General features: G+C 73.9%; 15 protein-coding genes and 1 pseudogene. 9 read left to right on the forward strand and 7 right to left on the reverse strand.

Annotated elements, in window-relative coordinates:
• Position 1: 1 nt before the first annotated feature.
• From ACFWEG_RS02350 to ACFWEG_RS02365, 4 genes are all read left to right on the forward strand, one after another.
• On the forward strand, positions 2-721 hold the full coding sequence (locus ACFWEG_RS02350; protein ID WP_387208258.1) for a GPR1/FUN34/YaaH family transporter: 720 nt from the start codon (positions 2-4) through the stop codon (positions 719-721).
• Between the two features lie 69 nt (positions 722-790).
• Positions 791-1,627 carry an alpha/beta fold hydrolase gene (locus tag ACFWEG_RS02355; RefSeq protein ID WP_387208260.1) on the forward strand — a complete coding sequence of 279 codons (837 nt, stop codon included), beginning with the start codon at positions 791-793 and terminating at the stop codon, positions 1,625-1,627.
• A 106-nt stretch (positions 1,628-1,733) separates the two neighbouring features.
• The gene (locus ACFWEG_RS02360; RefSeq protein WP_387208263.1) at positions 1,734-2,828 is read left to right on the forward strand and encodes an LLM class flavin-dependent oxidoreductase; all 1,095 of its coding nucleotides are present in this window, start codon (positions 1,734-1,736) and stop codon (positions 2,826-2,828) included.
• Positions 2,825-3,445, forward strand: a complete 621-nt coding sequence (locus ACFWEG_RS02365; RefSeq protein WP_387208265.1) for an FMN reductase — start codon at positions 2,825-2,827, stop codon at positions 3,443-3,445. Before ACFWEG_RS02360 ends, ACFWEG_RS02365 begins: the two co-directional genes overlap by 4 nt.
• A 12-nt stretch (positions 3,446-3,457) precedes the next feature.
• Here the strand turns inward: ACFWEG_RS02365 and ACFWEG_RS02370 are convergent, their stop codons facing one another.
• From ACFWEG_RS02370 to ACFWEG_RS02380, 3 genes are all read right to left on the reverse strand, one after another.
• The gene (locus tag ACFWEG_RS02370; protein WP_387208267.1) at positions 3,458-4,402 is read right to left on the reverse strand and encodes a helix-turn-helix domain-containing protein; all 945 of its coding nucleotides are present in this window, start codon (positions 4,400-4,402) and stop codon (positions 3,458-3,460) included.
• 164 nt (positions 4,403-4,566) lie between these two features.
• Complete coding sequence (locus ACFWEG_RS02375) at positions 4,567-6,912, reverse strand: helix-turn-helix domain-containing protein (protein ID WP_387208270.1); 2,346 nt, start codon at positions 6,910-6,912, stop codon at positions 4,567-4,569.
• Between the two features lie 291 nt (positions 6,913-7,203).
• Positions 7,204-8,625: an NAD(P)-binding domain-containing protein gene (locus ACFWEG_RS02380; protein ID WP_387208272.1), complete on the reverse strand. Its 1,422-nt coding sequence runs from the start codon at positions 8,623-8,625 to the stop codon at positions 7,204-7,206.
• Between the two features lie 109 nt (positions 8,626-8,734).
• Between ACFWEG_RS02380 and ACFWEG_RS02385 the strand changes: the two genes are divergently transcribed.
• The 3 genes and pseudogenes from ACFWEG_RS02385 to ACFWEG_RS02395 all read left to right on the forward strand — a co-directional run.
• Positions 8,735-9,325, forward strand: a complete 591-nt coding sequence (locus tag ACFWEG_RS02385; RefSeq protein ID WP_387208274.1) for a hypothetical protein — start codon at positions 8,735-8,737, stop codon at positions 9,323-9,325.
• Positions 9,326-9,396: 71 nt separating this feature from the next.
• Positions 9,397-9,771 (forward strand): ArsR/SmtB family transcription factor, encoded by a 375-nt coding sequence (locus ACFWEG_RS02390; RefSeq protein ID WP_387208277.1) that lies wholly within the window; start codon positions 9,397-9,399, stop codon positions 9,769-9,771.
• Positions 9,772-9,871: 100 nt separating this feature from the next.
• Positions 9,872-10,123: pseudogene (locus tag ACFWEG_RS02395) on the forward strand (GNAT family N-acetyltransferase); the annotation flags it as partial.
• Between the two features lie 4 nt (positions 10,124-10,127).
• Here ACFWEG_RS02395 and ACFWEG_RS02400 read toward each other — a convergent pair.
• The 3 genes from ACFWEG_RS02400 to ACFWEG_RS02410 are packed head-to-tail and all read right to left on the reverse strand — an operon-like array spanning position 10,128 to position 12,600.
• On the reverse strand, positions 10,128-11,186 hold the full coding sequence (locus ACFWEG_RS02400) for an ArsO family NAD(P)H-dependent flavin-containing monooxygenase (RefSeq protein WP_387208279.1): 1,059 nt from the start codon (positions 11,184-11,186) through the stop codon (positions 10,128-10,130).
• Positions 11,183-12,295 (reverse strand): ACR3 family arsenite efflux transporter, encoded by a 1,113-nt coding sequence (gene arsB, locus ACFWEG_RS02405; RefSeq protein ID WP_387208281.1) that lies wholly within the window; start codon positions 12,293-12,295, stop codon positions 11,183-11,185. The genes ACFWEG_RS02400 and arsB overlap by 4 nt, the downstream gene beginning before the upstream one ends.
• Positions 12,292-12,600 (reverse strand): ArsR/SmtB family transcription factor, encoded by a 309-nt coding sequence (locus ACFWEG_RS02410; RefSeq protein ID WP_387208283.1) that lies wholly within the window; start codon positions 12,598-12,600, stop codon positions 12,292-12,294. Before ACFWEG_RS02410 ends, arsB begins: the two co-directional genes overlap by 4 nt.
• Before the next feature lie 95 nt (positions 12,601-12,695).
• On the opposite strand from ACFWEG_RS02410, the gene ACFWEG_RS02415 reads away from it, so the two are divergent.
• Together ACFWEG_RS02415 and trxB are read left to right on the forward strand one after the other, a co-directional pair.
• Positions 12,696-13,118, forward strand: a complete 423-nt coding sequence (locus tag ACFWEG_RS02415; protein ID WP_387208360.1) for an arsenate reductase ArsC — start codon at positions 12,696-12,698, stop codon at positions 13,116-13,118.
• A complete protein-coding gene (trxB, locus tag ACFWEG_RS02420; RefSeq protein WP_387208285.1) occupies positions 13,115-14,089 on the forward strand; it encodes a thioredoxin-disulfide reductase in 975 nt (324 codons plus the stop codon). The genes ACFWEG_RS02415 and trxB overlap by 4 nt, the downstream gene beginning before the upstream one ends.
• Positions 14,090-14,324: 235 nt before the next feature.
• Here trxB and ACFWEG_RS02425 read toward each other — a convergent pair whose 3' ends face one another.
• Positions 14,325-14,951, reverse strand: coding sequence for a class I SAM-dependent methyltransferase (locus ACFWEG_RS02425; protein ID WP_387208287.1), 627 nt, complete (start codon positions 14,949-14,951; stop codon positions 14,325-14,327).
• Between the last annotated feature and the right edge of the window lie 490 nt (positions 14,952-15,441).

Below are 15,441 nucleotides of genomic sequence, written 5' to 3' on the forward strand. Positions count from 1 at the left end.
GATGAGCAGCACCCCCTCCGAGCCACCGCCGGACTCCGGGACCCCGCCGGGCCGCCGCTTCGAACCGGACCTCCGGTCGATGACCCGGATCAACCTGCGGCCCATCGCCTCACCGCTGCCGCTCGGCTTCTTCGCCCTCGCGATCGGCTCCGTCCTGACGGCCTGCCTCCAACTCGGCGCCCTGGCGGAGGAGGCCCGCACCGCCGTCGCGCTCTGCGTCGTCCCCGCGTTCCTCCTGCAGTTCCTCGTGGGGGTGCTGGCCTTCGGCGCCCGCGACGTCGTCGCCGCGACGCTCATGGGCGTCTTCGCGGGCAGCTGGCTCGCCTTCGCCCTCGTCACCGCGGGCGGCGTCGCCGAGGGCCCGGAGGTGCTCGGCGTCCTCAACCTGGCCTTCCTCGGCTTCGGCCTCCTGATGGCCGCGGTGACGCCACCCAAGCGGGCGCTGTGGCTTGTCATCGTCGCGTCGCTGCCCCGCTGGGCGGCCACCGGCCTCGCGGGACTCACCGGCGCCGACTGGCTCACCCACACCGCCGGCGGCCTCGGACTACTCGTCGCCGCCGTCGCCGGGTACGCGGCCTTCGCGCTGATGCTGGAGGACATGCGCGGCGAGCAGGTCCTGCCCCTGGGCCGCAGCGGCCCCGCCCACACCGCCGTGGAGGGCGACCTCGCGGTGCAGCTCCGCAACCTGGAGCGCCAGGCCGGCGTCCGCCGCACCCTCTGAGCCCGTCACCGCACGAACCGACCGACCGATCCACCGATCCACGACCCTCGCACCACAAGGAGAACCGCCATGTCCTACATCACCGTCGGCCAGGAGAACAGCACGGCCGTCGACCTCTACTACGAGGACCACGGCACCGGACAGCCCGTCGTGCTCATCCACGGCTTCCCGCTCGACGGCCGCTCCTGGGAGCGGCAGAGCGCCGCACTGCTCGACGCCGGCCACCGTGTCATCACCTACGACCGCCGCGGCTTCGGCCGGTCCTCGCAGCCCACGACCGGCTACGACTACGACACCTTCGCCGCCGACCTGAACATCCTGATGGAGACGCTCGACCTGCGCGACGCCGTCCTCGTCGGCTTCTCCATGGGTACCGGAGAGGTCGCCCGCTACGTCGCCCGGTACGGCTCCGGCCGGCTGGCCAAGGTCGCCTTCCTCGCCTCCCTGGAACCGTGCCTGCTGAAGTCCGACGACAACCCCGGCGGCGTCGCGCCCCGGGAGTTCTTCGACGGGGTCGTCGAGGCGGTCCGGGCGGACCGCTACGCCTACTACACCGCGTTCTTCGGCGACTTCTACAACCTGGACGAGAACCTCGGGACCCGCATCAGCGAGGAGGCCGTCCGCAACAGCTGGAACACCGCCGCACGGGGCGGCGCGTACGCGGCGGCCGCGGCCCCCGCCACCTGGTACACCGACTTCCGCGCCGACATCCCGGCCGTCGACGTCCCCGCCCTCATCCTGCACGGCACCGCCGACCGCATCCTGCCGGTCGAAGGCACCGGGCGCCCCTTCCACAAGGCCCTGCCGGCCGCCGACTACGTCGAGGTCGAGGGGGCCCCGCACGGCCTGCTGTGGACCCACGCCGAAGAGGTCAACGCCGCGCTCCTGGCCTTCCTGAGCAGGTGAGCGCCGCCCGCCGGTCCCCCGCGGGTGCGCATCCCCCTCAGCGGCGGCCGGAGGGACCGGCCCGGCCGCCGCACCAGCACGACATCGATCAGGAAGAGCGGTACCCATGCAGTTCGGCGTGTTCACCGTCGGGGACGTCACCCCCGACCCCACCACCGGCCGTGCTCCGAGCGAGCACGAGCGGATCAGGGCGATGGTCGCCATCGCCCTCAAGGCGGAGGAGGTGGGGCTCGACGTCTTCGCGACCGGCGAGCACCACAACCCGCCCTTCGTCCCCTCTTCCCCCACCACCCTGCTCGGGTACATCGCCGCCCGCACCGAGCGGCTGCTCCTCTCCACCGCCACCACCCTGATCACCACGAACGACCCGGTGAAGATCGCCGAGGACTACGCGATGCTCCAGCACATCGCGGACGGCCGCGTCGACCTCATGATGGGCCGCGGGAACACCGGCCCGGTGTACCCCTGGTTCGGTCAGGACATCCGGCGGGGCATCGACCTGGCCAAGGAGAACTACGCGCTGCTGCGCCGGCTGTGGGACGAGGACACGGTGGACTGGGAGGGTGCTTTCCGCACCCCGCTGCAGTCGTTCACCTCCACCCCGCGCCCGCTGGACGGCGTCGCGCCGTTCGTGTGGCACGGCTCGATCCGCTCCCCGGAGATCGCCGAGCAGGCCGCGTTCTACGGTGACGGGTTCTTCCACAACAACATCTTCTGGCCCGCGTCGCACACCAGGCAGATGGTGAGGCTCTACCGGCAGCGGTACGCGCACTACGGCCACGGCACCCCCGAGCAGGCGATCGTCGGCCTCGGCGGCCAGGTGTTCATGCGGGCCAACTCCCAGGACGCCGTACGGGAGTTCCGGCCGTACTTCGACAACGCGCCCGTCTACGGGCACGGTCCGTCGCTGGAGGAGTTCACCGAGCAGACCCCGCTGACCGTCGGCTCCCCGCAGCAGGTCATCGAGCGCACCCTGGCCTTCCGCGACCACGTCGGGGACTACCAGCGGCAGTTGTTCCTCATGGACCACGCCGGGCTGCCGCTGAAGACGGTCCTGGAGCAGCTCGACATCCTCGGCGAGCAGGTCGTCCCCGTCCTGCGCGAGGAGTTCGCCAAGCTCCGACCCGCCGGCGTCCCCGACGCCCCCACCCACGCGGCCCGCGTCGCCGCGTCCGTGCCCGGGGGAGTGACCGCGGCGTGAAGCTGACCGTCGTCTCCGCGGGACTGAGCACGCCCTCCTCGACGCGCCTGCTCGCCGACCGCCTGGCCGATTCCGTCCGCGCACAACTCCCCGCCGACCGGGAGGGGGCGACCGTCGAGGTCGTGGAGCTGCGTGAACTCGCCAGGGGGGTGGCGGACCACCTCGTGACCGGCTTCCCGTCCCCGCGTCTGGCCGCCGCCGTCGAGGCCGTGACGTCGGCCGACGGCCTCGTCGCCGTGACCCCCGTCTTCACCGCGTCCTACAGCGGCCTCTTCAAGTCGTTCTTCGACCTGGTCGACCCCGACGCCCTGACCGGCACCCCGGTCCTGATCGGGGCGACCGGCGGCACAGCCCGCCACTCGCTGGTGCTGGAGCACGCCCTGCGGCCGCTCTTCGCCTCCCTGCGCTCGGTCGTCGTGCCCACGGCCGTGTACGCGGCGTCCCAGGACTGGGGGGCGGGCGGGGACGCCTGGTCCGAGGGCCTGCCCGCTCGCGTCCGGCGCGCGGGCGGCGAGCTGGCCGCCCTGATGAGCGCCCGCGCGACCCGGCCGGGGCCCGACGGGGAGGACGGCGTCACGGTGCCGGAGCGGCGGATCGCCGATCTGCGCCTCGACTGAGTCCGGACCGGGTCACACGCGGCCGCCGCGCCTGCGCCACTCCACCGGGGTGCACCCGTGGTACCGGCGGAACGCGCGGCTGAAGTGGCCCGGGTCGGCGAATCCCCACCGCAGTGCGATCGCCGCGACGGACAGCGTCCGCAGCTCGGGCCGCGCCAGTTCGCGGGCGCTCTGCTCGATCCTGCGCTGCTGGATCAGCCGCCCGACGGTGGTGTCCTCGGACTGGAAGACGCGGTGCAGGTACCGCACGGAGATGTGGTGGTCGCGCGCCACGGTCCGCGGGGACAGGGCGGGGTCCTCGAGGTGGCGGTCGATGTGCTCGCGCACCCGCCGGACCAGCGCGGCCCGCGCGCCGGCCTCCGCGTCCCCGGGCCGGGAGCGTTCGAGGAGCAGGACGGACAGGAGCTCCACGACAGTGTCGGCGAGCCGCCCGGCCACGGCCGGGGCGTAGGACGCCGGCGACGTGGCGAGGGTGGAGACGACGGTGCCGAGCAGCCCCGCGGTCCCGGCCGACGAGGCGAAGGCCGGCAGCGCGGCGCCCCGGGTCGCCCTGTCGTACGGGGCGAGCCGGGACCGCGGCACCCGGAGCACCAGGGCGGTGAAGGGACCCTCGCAGTGGAGGGAGTAGGGGCCGGCCTCGTCCCACACCATCAGGTCGCCTCCGCCGGCGACGAGGTGGCGTCCGCCCTGGACGAGGGCCGCCGTGCCGCGCGTGAGCAGGACCAGGAGCACACCGGGGCCGCCGTCGACGTGCGGGGCGGCCGCGGCGCGGGTCACCCGCTGCGTGTCGGACGCGACGCGCGAGACGTCGAGGTGGCCGAGGCGGGCGGTGACGACCGTCCCGCCCGGTGACGCGCCGTCGGCCGTCGTGACGCGGACGGCGCCCAGGACGGTGCGCACCCGCTCCTGCCATGCGCCGAGTCGACTGTCTCCGCGGACCGCGTCCGCTGCCGGCATCGGGGGCACCGGTACTCCTTCTTGCTCGCCTCGAAGCTCACTGGGCCGGAAGGAGCCGGGGGCGCTCGCGCCCCGCGGATCCTCCGTCCCGCTCAGCCAAGCAGCGGGCCGCGGTCCGTCCCAGGCAGGAGCGCGGGCAGTTCGGAACTGCCGGTCGGCGAGCCCTACTCGAACGCCGTGCGTCCCGGCAGTGCTCCCGCGGCCAGTGCGTCGAGGCTCGCGTGCGCCTCCTCCAGCAGCTCAGCGGGCGCGGACACGCCGCGCTCGAGCACGGCCCGGTAGGAGACCTCCGCCTCCTCGCGGCGCCCGAGGTGCGCGAGGGCGTGGCCGAGGTAGAGGTGGACCTTCGCACCGGCCCGGAAGTAGCCGCGGCCCTCCTGCTCGCCGCGGATGGAGCCCAGTGCCTCGGCCGCCTCCTCCCACCGTCCCTCGTTCAGGTAGACGTACGACACGTGGTAGGTGGAGACCACCCTCGTCATGGCATGGGGCGGTATCCGGTCGCGCTGGGCGGGATCGGCCAGCGCGCGCATGACCGTACGGTGGGTCTCCACGGCCTCCCGTGTGCGTCCGGCCTTGCGCAGGACGGTGATGTTCACGTTGGCGGCCTGCAGGTACCTGTCCAGTTCGTCGGCCTCGTGGAAGAGGCTCATGGCCAGGGAGATGCTCTCGACGGCGTTCGCGACGTCGTCGACCGCGTCCTGGAGCCAGCCCAGGTACATGTGGGCCCTCGCCTGCTCGACGAGGTCGCCGCAGTCGGTGGCGGTGGCGAGGGCGGAGGCGGCGGCGGCGAGCGCGTCCTCGTGGCGGCGGTCGCACTGCCAGAGGACCCAGGCGTGGTTGCTGCGGAACGCGGCTTCCGACACCCGGTCGTCGAGCGCCGTCGAGGCCCGGGCCGCCTGTTCGAAGACCTCTCCCCAGTGGCTCCAGGAGATCCAGCTCCCGCAGGTCTCCTCCACGGCCTTCGCGGTCGCCGTGACCGCCCTGTGCTCGCCGAGGGCGGCCGCCTGGCGGTACGCCCCCAGCCAGTTGTCGCCCTCGGCTTTGAGCCAGGCCAGCGCCTCGTCCCGGCCGTCCAGGCGGACGTGCCGCGGGCGTCGGGTAGGCGGTACCCGGTCGCCCGAGGCGTAGACCTGTCCCGCCGCCTGCGCCGCCTCCAGGAGCCACGACCGCAGGCCGGTCGAGGCCCGCGCCGAGTGCCCCTCCTCGTCGGTCTCGCGGTGCCGGGCGCGCGCGTAGAGCCGCAGCAGGTCGTGGAAGCGGTAGCGGTCGCCCCGCGAGGTCATCAGGAGGCCCGTTTCGATGAGTTCCTCCAGGAGGTCCTCGGCGTCGGGGAGTCCGGTCCCGGCCACGACGGCGGCCAGCGGGGCGCTGAAGTCGCCGCCGGGGACGAGGGACAGGAGACGGAACATGCGGGCGGTCTCGGGGGAGAGGCGCGAGTACGACAGCGAGAACGCGGAGTTGACGCGCAGGTCGCCCGCGCTGAGGGCGTCGATGCGGCGGTCCTCGTCCGCCAGGCGGGCCGCGAGCCGGCGCAGGCTCCAGTTGGAGCGGGTGGCGGCCCAGTTGGCTGCCACGCGGAGTGCCAGGGGCAGGTGTCCGCACAGTGCGGTGACCGATCCGGCTGCCGCGGGGTCGTCCTCGACCCGGCCGTCGTCCACCACGGCCCGCAGCAGCGCCGTCGACTCCCGTTCCGACAGCGAGCCCAGTGCCACCCGCCGCACACCGGACAGGCCGGCCAGGGTGTGCCGGCTGGTGACCACCACCAGGACCCGCCCGCGGGCGGGGAGCAACGGCCTGACCTGCGCCTCGTCCCGCGCGTTGTCCAGCACGACGACCGCGCGCAGGTCCGCCGCGGTGGCGTGGTAGAGCGCCATACGGTCCTCCGCGCTCAACTGGGCGCCGGCGGTGTCCGCCGCGCCCCACGCGCCGAGCAGCCGCATCGCCGCCTCGTCGGCGGTCAGCGGCCGTTCGTCCAGGCCGCGCATGTCCACGAAGAACGCGCCGTCGGACAGGGAGGCGGCACTCTCCTCCGCGAGCCGCACCGCCAGCGTCGTCTTCCCGCTGCCCGGCACCCCCGACACGACGGCGGCCGGAAGCGTCGGGAACCGCTCGGCGGCCGTCCCGGGCCGGTCGTCCGTCGCCGCCCGCCGGGCGAGGTCGCGCAACACGGACAGCTCCGCCTCCCGGCCCACGAAGTCCGGCACGCCCCGCGGCAGCATGCAGGGCGACACGCGTACGGGTTCGGCCCCCTTGCCGGCCGCGCGCGCCACCCGGGCCGCGGCCATCAGCCCGTCGTACGCCGCCCCCTCCAGCCGCATGCCCTGCGCCAGCGCGGTGACCGTTCCCCGGCGGGGGCGCGCGCTGCGCCCGCGCTCCATGTCGCCGATCGCCCGCACGGACACCCCGGAGGCCTCCGCCAACTGCTCCATGGTGAATCCGTGGTCGAGCCGCAACTGCCGCAGCGCCCGCCCGAAGGATGTGACGCCCGGCTCCCAGGCGGTCCGGTGCATGGTGATCCCCTCCGCACCCGCGACGCGCCGCGGTGTCGCGGCGGCCTCGGTGTCCTCTTTTTCGTCCTTGATTCAACTAGATGATCTGTGCAGGAGAACCTCCACCCCCCCCGGAGCGGGGGAGCGGGCCGACGGCCCGGCCGGGCGCCCCGCCGCGGAGGATGACGCGGGATCAGGCCGTGAAGCGCGGCAGGGCGACGCGGCGGCGTACGGTGCGGAGCCCGGCAGGGCGGCGCGGGGCCGTGACCGGTCCCCTCTTTTGGTTGCGGCCGCGCGCCTGGCGCCCTCGGGTCACGAACCGCAGCAGCCGCCCGCCGGGGCCTCCTCGGCAACCGCACCGACCGCGCCGGGGGCGCTGAGCCGGACGGGCTGCGGGGTGGGTGCGCAGCAGCCGCCGCCGTCGGTCTGCGGGTTGTCGGAGGTGTCGGGGGTGCCGGGGGTGTCGAACAGGCCCGCGCCGCCGCAGACCCCGGTCTCGGGCAGGGTCAGTTCGACGCGGTCGGCCGCGTCGAGGTCGCCTGCGATCGCGGCGGCCACCGAGCGGACCTGCTCGTAGCCGGTCATCGCGAGGAACGTGGGTGCGCGGCCGTAGGACTTCATGCCCACCAGGTACACCCCCGGCTCGGGGTGGGAGAGCTCGCGGTGGCCGTGCGGGTAGACGGTGCCGCAGGAGTGCTGGTTGGGGTCGATCAGCGGCGCGAGCTCGACCGGTGCCTGGAGGCGCTCGTCGAGGCCGAGGCGGAGCTCGTCGAGGAAGGACAGGTCGGGGCGGAAGCCGGTCAGCACGATCGCCTCGTCGACCGGGTCCAGGCGGCGGCCGTCCTCGCCGACCAGGACCAGGCGGCCGTCGCCGTCGCGCTCGACCGCCTCGGTGCGGAAGCCGGTGACGGCGTCCGCGTGGCCCTCGTCGACGGCGGCCTGCGCCGCCAGGCCCAGGGCGCCGCGCGCCGGGAGCTGGTCGGCCTCGCCGCCGCCGAAGGTGGAGCCGGAGATGCCCCGGCGCAGGATCCACACGCCCTTCGTACCGGTCCCGTCGTCGGACTTGGCCAGGTCGGCGAGGGAGGCGAGAGCGGTGAACGCCGAGGCGCCGGAGCCGATCACGGCGGTGCGCCTGCCCGCGTAGCGGGCCCGGACGGCCGGGTCCTTCAGGTCCGGGACGCGGTAGGTGATCCGGTCCGCTGCGGTCGTCTCGCCGAGCGCGGGAAGTCCGCTGCCGCCGGCCGGGGACGGCGTGGCCCAGGTGCCCGAGGCGTCGATGACCGCGCGGGCGAAGAGGCGCTCCTCACGGCCGTCGGTGTGGGCGACGTGCACGACGAACGGCTGGGTCTCGCGGTCGGCGTCCACGATCCGGTCCCGGCCGGCCCGCGAGACGCCGGTGACGGTGGCGCCGGTGCGGACACGGTCGCCGAGGACGTCGGCGAGCGGCTGCAGGTAGGACTCGGCCCAGTCGCCGCCGGCGGGGTAGGTGGCCGGGTCGGGGCGGGTCCAGCCGGTGGGGGCGAGGAGCTTCTCGGCGGCGGGGTCGACGACCTCGCCCCAGGTGGAGAACAGCCGCACGTGCGACCACTCGCGCACTGCGGCGCCGGCGGTGGGCCCGGCCTCCAGGACCAGGGGCTCGATGCCCTGGTCGATGAGGTGGGCGGCGGCGGCCAGGCCGGCGGGGCCGGCCCCGATCACGACGACGGGCGACTCGGTGGTGGCGGGCGCGTTCACGGCGACTCCTTGCGTGTTTCGACGTCTGTCGATGGCTTGCGCGGCCCAGCATGACATCTGCATCGATGGGCGTCAACATAGACATTCATCGAAGTCAGGGTGTTCGCCGATGGAGCACATCGACGCCGCCGTGATCGGCGGTGGCCAGCCCGGGCCCGCCACCGCCCATACGCTGCTGCGGCGCGGCCTGAGGTCGGTGGTACTGGAGGCGCCCGACCGTGCGGCCGGGGCGTGGCCGCGCCGCTACGACAGCCTCACGCTGTTCCCGTCCGCCCGGTACGGCTCCCTGCCCGGGATGCCGTTCCCCGGCGCCGACCGTGACCGCTACCCGCACCGCGACGAGGCCGTCGCCTCCCTCGCCGCCCGCGCCGGCCGCCTGGACGCCGAGATCCGCACCGGCTGCCGCGTCATTGCGCTCCGCCGCACCGGCGACGGCTTCGCGGTGGAGCCGGAGGGCGGCGGCCGGTTGTCCGCGCGGGCCGTTGCCGCAGCCTCCGGGACGTCCGGTCGCCCGCACCGGCCGGTGCTGCCGGGCCCTCAGGAGTACGCCGGGCAGGTGCTGCACGCCGCCGACCACCGCAGCCCGGCCCCTTCGGCGGCCGTCGGGTGGTCGTGGTCGGGGCCGGGAACTCCGCGGTGCAGATCGCCGCCGAGCTCGCCGAGGCGGCACGCGTCACGCTCACCGCCCGCGGGCCGGTGAAGTTCGCCGCCCAGCGCATCCTGGGGTGACGGACCTACCCGCACTGGTTCGACATGTGTCAACATAGACGCATGTCGAATGCGAAGGTGCTGCCGCTGCTCGAGCCCGCCGATGGCCAGGGTGCGGTGCCGTGCTGCCCGCCGCTGACCGAGCGCCCGATGACCGCCGAGGAGGCCGAGACGGCCGCGCGGATGTTCAAGGCACTCGGTGACCCGGTGCGCCTGCGGCTGTTCTCCGCTGTGGCCTCGCACGAGGGCGGGGAAGCGTGCGTGTGCGACATCTCCGACGTCGGCGTCTCCCAGCCCACCGTGTCCCACCACCTGAAGAAGCTCAAGGAGGCCGGGCTGCTCACCTCCGAGCGGCGCGGCACCTGGGTCTACTACCGGGTCGAGCCGTCGGTGCTCGCCGCGATGGGCAAGCTGCTGACGATGCCGGCCGCGGCCTGACCGGGACGAGGAGGGGGGACGTCGCGGTGAGCGGATCTGCGAGCCCGGTGCTCGTGCCGCCGGCGCCGGAACACGCGGGGCAGGTGCTGCCGGTCCACCGCACCCCGTCTACGTCCACCCGGCTGCCCGCGGCCGCGGCGTCGCCTCCGCGCTGCTGAAGGCTCCGGTGGACTCCACGGAACGGGCCGGGATCCGGACGATCCGGTCGGGGATCTCTCCCGAGAACACCGCCGACCTCTGTGTTCACCAGCGGGCCGGCTTCCGTGTCATCGGCACGGGAGCGGATCGGGCGCCGTCACGGCGCCGGCGCGACGTCGTCCTCGTCGAGCGCCGCAGCCCCGCCATCAGCTGACCGGTCACGGCAGGCCGGCGATCGCGCGGACGGCGTCGCGGGCCGGACGGCCGACGCCGATGAGGGTGGCCGAGGCCGGGCCGGTCCAGTCGCCGTAGCCGAGCAGGTGCAGCCGCGGCTCACCCAGGGCGCGCGTGCCGTCGGTGGGAATGCGGCCGCGCGGGCCGCGCAGGTTCAGCGGGGCAAGGTGGGCCAGGGCCGGGCGAAAGCCGGTGCACCAGATCACCGCATCCTCGTCGCTCCGGCTGCCGTCAGCCCACCGGACACCGGTTGCCGAGAGACCGGCGAACATCGGCTTCGCGGTCAGGAGCCCGGCGTCGCGGGCCGCGCGGACGGGCGGCACGGCCACGATGTCGCCGAGGGAGGCGACCCCGCCGGTGTCGCTGCCGCCGGCGTCCAGGGCGCGGCGGCGGGCGGTGGCGACATCGAACAGGGCCCGGCCGTCGATGTCGTCCGGCAGGAACCGCGGCGGCCGCCGGGTCACCCACGTCACTTCGACACGGCCGTCGAGGGCGAGGTCGGCGGCGATCTGGGCGCCGGAGTTACCGCCGCCGACGACGATGACGCGCTGGTCGGCGAAGTCGGCCGGACGGCGGTAGTTCACCGTGTGCAGCTGCCGCCCGGTGAAGACGGATCTGCCGGGGACGGCGGGCAGGAACGGCCGCGACCAGCTGCCGGTGGTGCTGATGACCGCGCGGGCCCGCCACGTGCCGGTGTCCGCTTCGACCAGGAGCCGGTCTGCGTCGCGGCGTACGGCGTCCACGCGGGTGCCGTGCTGGACGGGCAGGTCGTAGCGCTTCCCGTAGTCGGTCAGGTAGTCCACCACGTGCCCCGCGCCCGGGTACGTCTCGCCCGCTCGGGCGGGCATGAGGCGACCGGGCAGCGAGGAGTGCTCGGCCGGGGAGAACAGGTGCAGCGAGCTCCACATGTGCTGCCACGCCCCGCCCGGCGCCGTGCCGGCGTCCAGGATCACGAAGTCCAGGGCCTGGCGGCGCAGGTGGTAGCCGGCGGCGAGTCCTGCCTGGCCGCCACCGACCACCACCACATCCGTGTGGTGGGTCACGGGGCCGTGGTCACCGCGCCGGGGGCGAACTTCTTGCGCCAGGCGAGCGCGACGTAGACCAGGCCGATCAGGACCGGGACTTCGATGAGCGGGCCGACGACGCCGGACAGGGCCTGGCCGGAGGTGACGCCGAAGGTGGCGATGGCGACGGCGATGGCCAGCTCGAAGTTGTTGCCCGCCGCGGTGAAGGCGAGGGTCGTGGTGCGGTCGTAGGCCAGGCCCAGGCCCTTGCCGAGGAGGAAGGTGCCGAAGAACATGAGGGCGAAGTACACCAGCAGCGGCAGTGCGATGCGTACGACGTCCAGCGGCTGCGAGGTGATCGTCTTCCCCTGGAGAGCGAAGAGGACGACGATCGTGAACAGCAGCCCGTACAGCGCCCACGGGCCGATCTTCGGCAGGAACTTCGCCTCGTAGTCGGTACGGCCCAGCTTCTGCTCACCGATGCGGCGGGTCAGGAAGCCGGCCAGCAGCGGGACGCCGAGGAAGATGACGACGTTCAGCGCGATGTGCCAGACGGACACGTCCAGGCCCTGGCCGTCGCCGAGGTTCATCCACCGGGGCAGCAGGTCGAGGTAGAACCAGCCCAGCAGGCCGAACGCGAGAACCTGGAACACCGAGTTCAGGGCGACGAGGACGGCGGCGGCCTCGCGGTCGCCGCAGGCGAGGTCGTTCCAGATGATGACCATGGCGATGCAGCGGGCCAGGCCGACGATGATCAGGCCGGTGCGGTACTCGGGCAGGTCCGGCAGGAAGATCCACGCCAGGGCGAACATCACCGCCGGTCCCACGATCCAGTTGACGACCAGCGAGGAGACCATCAGCTTCCTGTCGCCGGTCACCCGGTCGAGCCGGTCGTAGCGGACCTTCGCCAGCACCGGGTACATCATCACGAGCAGGCCGAGCGCGATCGGCAGGGAGATCCCGCCGACCTCGATCTTCGCGAGCGCATCGTTCATCCCCGGGATCAGGCGGCCCAGGCCCAGACCGATGGCCATGGCCAGCAGGATCCACACCGCGAGGTAGCGGTCGAGCGTGGAGAGCTTCCTGACGATCGAGTCGTCCCCACCGCCAGTCGGAGCGGGGGCGGTGGTGGGCTCGGTGGAGGTCACGGGCAGGCCCTCTTGTTCTCGGCGGCGGTGCGGGCGGAGTCGGCGAGCCCGGCGAACTGCTCGGACAGGCCGGCCAGCACCTCGGGCCTGAGCTTGTAGTACGTGAAGCGGCCGCACGGCTCGGTCTCCACGATCCCGGCCTCGCGCAGCACCTTCATGTGGTTGGACAGGTTGGTCTGCTTGGCTCCGGTCTCCTCGACCAGGTGCGTCGTGCAGAGCGTCTCGCGCGCCAGCAGGGTCACGATCCGAAGGCGGAGCGGATCGCCCAGCACCCGGATCACATCAGGATCGACTGAAGTCAGCATGCACTGATACTCTCACATCATCACCCGCTGATACCAGCGGGGGCTGAAGTCATCGGCGGCTGGGTTCCGCCATGCGACGAGAGAGAACGATCACCATGGCCGACAAGCCGTCCGTCCTGTTCGTCTGCGTCCACAACGCCGGCCGCTCCCAGATGGCCGCCGCGTGGCTGACCCACCTGGCCGGCGACCGCGTCGAGGTCCGCTCCGCCGGCTCCGCGCCCGGCGCCGCGGTCAACCCGGCCGCCGTCGAGGCGATGGCCGAGGTCGGCATCGACATCTCCAAGGAGACGCCGAAGATCCTCACCATCGACGCGGTGAAGGAGTCGGACGTGTGCATCACCATGGGCTGCGGCGACACCTGCCCCGTCTTCCCCGGCAAGCGCTACCTCGACTGGAAGCTCGACGACCCGGCCGGCCAGGGCGTCGAGGCCGTCCGCCCGATCCGCGACGAGATCAAGACCCTGGTGGAGGGCCTGATCGCCGAGATCGCCCCGGAGAAGCCGGAGGCGACGGCGTGAGCGGGATACGCGAGGTCGTCGTCATCGGCTCCGGCCCCGCCGGATACACCGCCGCGCTCTACAGCGCCCGCGCCCAGCTCGAGCCCCTGCTGTTCGGCAGCTCCGTCTTCGTCGGCGGCTCGCTCACGACCACCACCGAGGTCGAGAACTTCCCCGGCTTCCCCGACGGCGTCGACGGCCCCGTCCTCATGGAGAACATGCGGGCCCAGGCCGAGAAGTTCGGCGCCGAGATGATCGACGACGACATCGTCGAGGTGGACCTCACCGGCGACATCAAGCTGCTCACCGACTCCGCCGGCACCGTCCACCGCGCGAAGACGGTGATCATCGCGACCGGCTCCGGCTACCGCAAGCTCGGCCTGCCGAAGGAGGACGAGCTGTCCGGCCGGGGCGTGTCCTGGTGTGCGACCTGCGACGGGTTCTTCTTCCGTGACCGCGACATCATCGTGGTCGGCGGCGGCGACACCGCCATGGAGGAAGCCACCTTCCTCACCCGCTTCGCCCGCTCGGTCACGGTCGTCCACCGCCGCTCCACCCTGCGCGCCTCCAAGGTCATGCAGGACCGGGCCTTCTCCGACGACAAGATCTCCTTCGCCTTCGACAGCGAGATCGCCGAGATCAAGGAGACGAACGGCATGCTCGCCGGCGTCGTCCTGCGCGACGTCCTCACCGGCGCCACCCGCGACCTGGACGTCACGGGGCTGTTCATCGCCATCGGGCACGACCCGCGCACCGAGCTCTTCAAGGGCCAGCTCGCCCTGGACACCGATGGCTACGTCACCGTCGCGTCCCCGACGACGCGCACCAGCCTGCCCGGGGTGTTCGCCGCCGGCGACGTCGTCGACCACACCTACCGCCAGGCCATCACCGCGGCCGGAACGGGCGCGGCGGCCGCCCTGGACGCCGAGCGCCACCTCGCCGCCCTCGGTACCGCCGAGACCGAGCCGAAGACCGTCGCAGTCCCTGTCTGATCCGCACACGACGACGGCGTGGCCCGCTCCCACGAGTTCTCGGGGACCGGCTCACGCCGTCACCGTCCCTTCCGGGACGGCCTGGTCGTGCGTTCGCGCAGACACCGGTCGCCCGAGCTCCTCGATCGCCCGGTGCCCTCCGCGAGCGCCTGCTCGAAGCGGTCCAGCGACGTGCGGAGCCTGCCCGCAGGGCCGTTTCACCCGCCCCCCGGGACCGGGGGACGGCGGCGGGGCGTCAGGCCGCGGGGCGGCGATGCACGCTGACGGCGTACCCGCAGCCCGGTACGTAGGGCTCCCCGGCCCACGTGGCGTAGCGGTGCAGCGGGGTCAGGCCGGCCCGGGCGCACCAGAGGTCGAACTCCGCGATGGCGAAGGGGGGTTCGGGCAGCGGCAGGTGCGCCGCGTCGAGTCCCATGCCGGTGACGAGCAGGCCGCCGGGGCGCAGTGCGGCGGCGAGGTGCCGGACGACGGCCGGCTCCGTGCCGGGGGCGAGCAGGGGGACGACGTTCCCGGCGGCGAGCACCAGGTCGAAGTCCGGTCGCAGCCCGAGGGCGTCGAGCCGGGCGAGGTCGCCGAGGAGCCAGTCCTGCGCGGGGGCCTCGCGGCGGGCGACCGCGAGCATCGAGGCGTCGACGTCCACCCCGGTGCAGTCGTGGCCCAGCTCCGCGAGCCGGATCGCGATCCGGCCGGTGCCGCAGCCCGCGTCGAGGACCCGCGCGGCCGGACGCAGCAGCGCGTCGCAGAAGGCGGCCTCGCCGTGGACGTCCTCCCCGGCCGCGGCGAGCCGGGCGAACCGCCGCGCGTACTCCTCACCGGCCCGCCCCCCGGTGAGCTCCGCCCAGCGGTCCCGTTGCTCTGCCATACGCGGCGTCCCCTCGCGGTCTGCGTCGCCCGGCGAGGTGCGACGGCGGTGTTGTCGGCCCGCCCATCGTCGCAGGTGGCGTGCGCGGGGCGGCCGAGCGGGGCTGGGTAGGGGCCCGGTAGGGGCCGGCCCGTCGGCCCGGTAGGGGCCGGCCCGTCGGCCCGGTAGGGGCCGGCCCGCGCGGCAGGGGCGGCCCGAACCCTCGCGCACGACGACGGCCGACGGGTCGCGGCCCCCCGAGCGCCTCCACGCGGACCGCGGATGCGGCCGGCCCTTCACCTGCGCCGCCCCGCGGCCCGCGCCCCCGCCCCGCGCCGTCCTTCGCCCGCGCCGGCGCCCCGCGGCCCACGGCCCGCACCCCGCGCCCGGGCGCGTTCCGCTCTCCACACTCCCGGCCCCGCCCCACGGCATGCGCACCCCCTCGCGGAACCCGGCATTCCAGACACCCTTTCGGAAAACTTCGGAAACTTTCCGAGCGTGACGCAATCGT

The organism is Streptomyces sp. NPDC060194, assembly GCF_042728285.1.
In the GTDB taxonomy this organism is placed as follows: domain Bacteria; phylum Actinomycetota; class Actinomycetes; order Streptomycetales; family Streptomycetaceae; genus Streptomyces.

Excerpts from the sequence above, each read along its gene's own strand:
- ACFWEG_RS02415 (WP_387208360.1), top strand. The coding sequence starts at position 12,696 with ATGGCCGACAAGCCGTCCGTCCTGTTCGTCTGCGTCCACAACGCCGGC.
- ACFWEG_RS02410 (WP_387208283.1), bottom strand. The coding sequence starts at position 12,600 with ATGCTGACTTCAGTCGATCCTGATGTGATCCGGGTGCTGGGCGATCCG.
- ACFWEG_RS02360 (WP_387208263.1), top strand. The coding sequence starts at position 1,734 with ATGCAGTTCGGCGTGTTCACCGTCGGGGACGTCACCCCCGACCCCACC.
- ACFWEG_RS02385 (WP_387208274.1), top strand. The coding sequence starts at position 8,735 with ATGGAGCACATCGACGCCGCCGTGATCGGCGGTGGCCAGCCCGGGCCC.
- ACFWEG_RS02350 (WP_387208258.1), top strand. The coding sequence starts at position 2 with ATGAGCAGCACCCCCTCCGAGCCACCGCCGGACTCCGGGACCCCGCCG.
- ACFWEG_RS02355 (WP_387208260.1), top strand. The coding sequence starts at position 791 with ATGTCCTACATCACCGTCGGCCAGGAGAACAGCACGGCCGTCGACCTC.
- ACFWEG_RS02390 (WP_387208277.1), top strand. The coding sequence starts at position 9,397 with ATGTCGAATGCGAAGGTGCTGCCGCTGCTCGAGCCCGCCGATGGCCAG.
- ACFWEG_RS02375 (WP_387208270.1), bottom strand. The coding sequence starts at position 6,912 with ATGCACCGGACCGCCTGGGAGCCGGGCGTCACATCCTTCGGGCGGGCG.
- ACFWEG_RS02370 (WP_387208267.1), bottom strand. The coding sequence starts at position 4,402 with ATGCCGGCAGCGGACGCGGTCCGCGGAGACAGTCGACTCGGCGCATGG.
- ACFWEG_RS02425 (WP_387208287.1), bottom strand. The coding sequence starts at position 14,951 with ATGGCAGAGCAACGGGACCGCTGGGCGGAGCTCACCGGGGGGCGGGCC.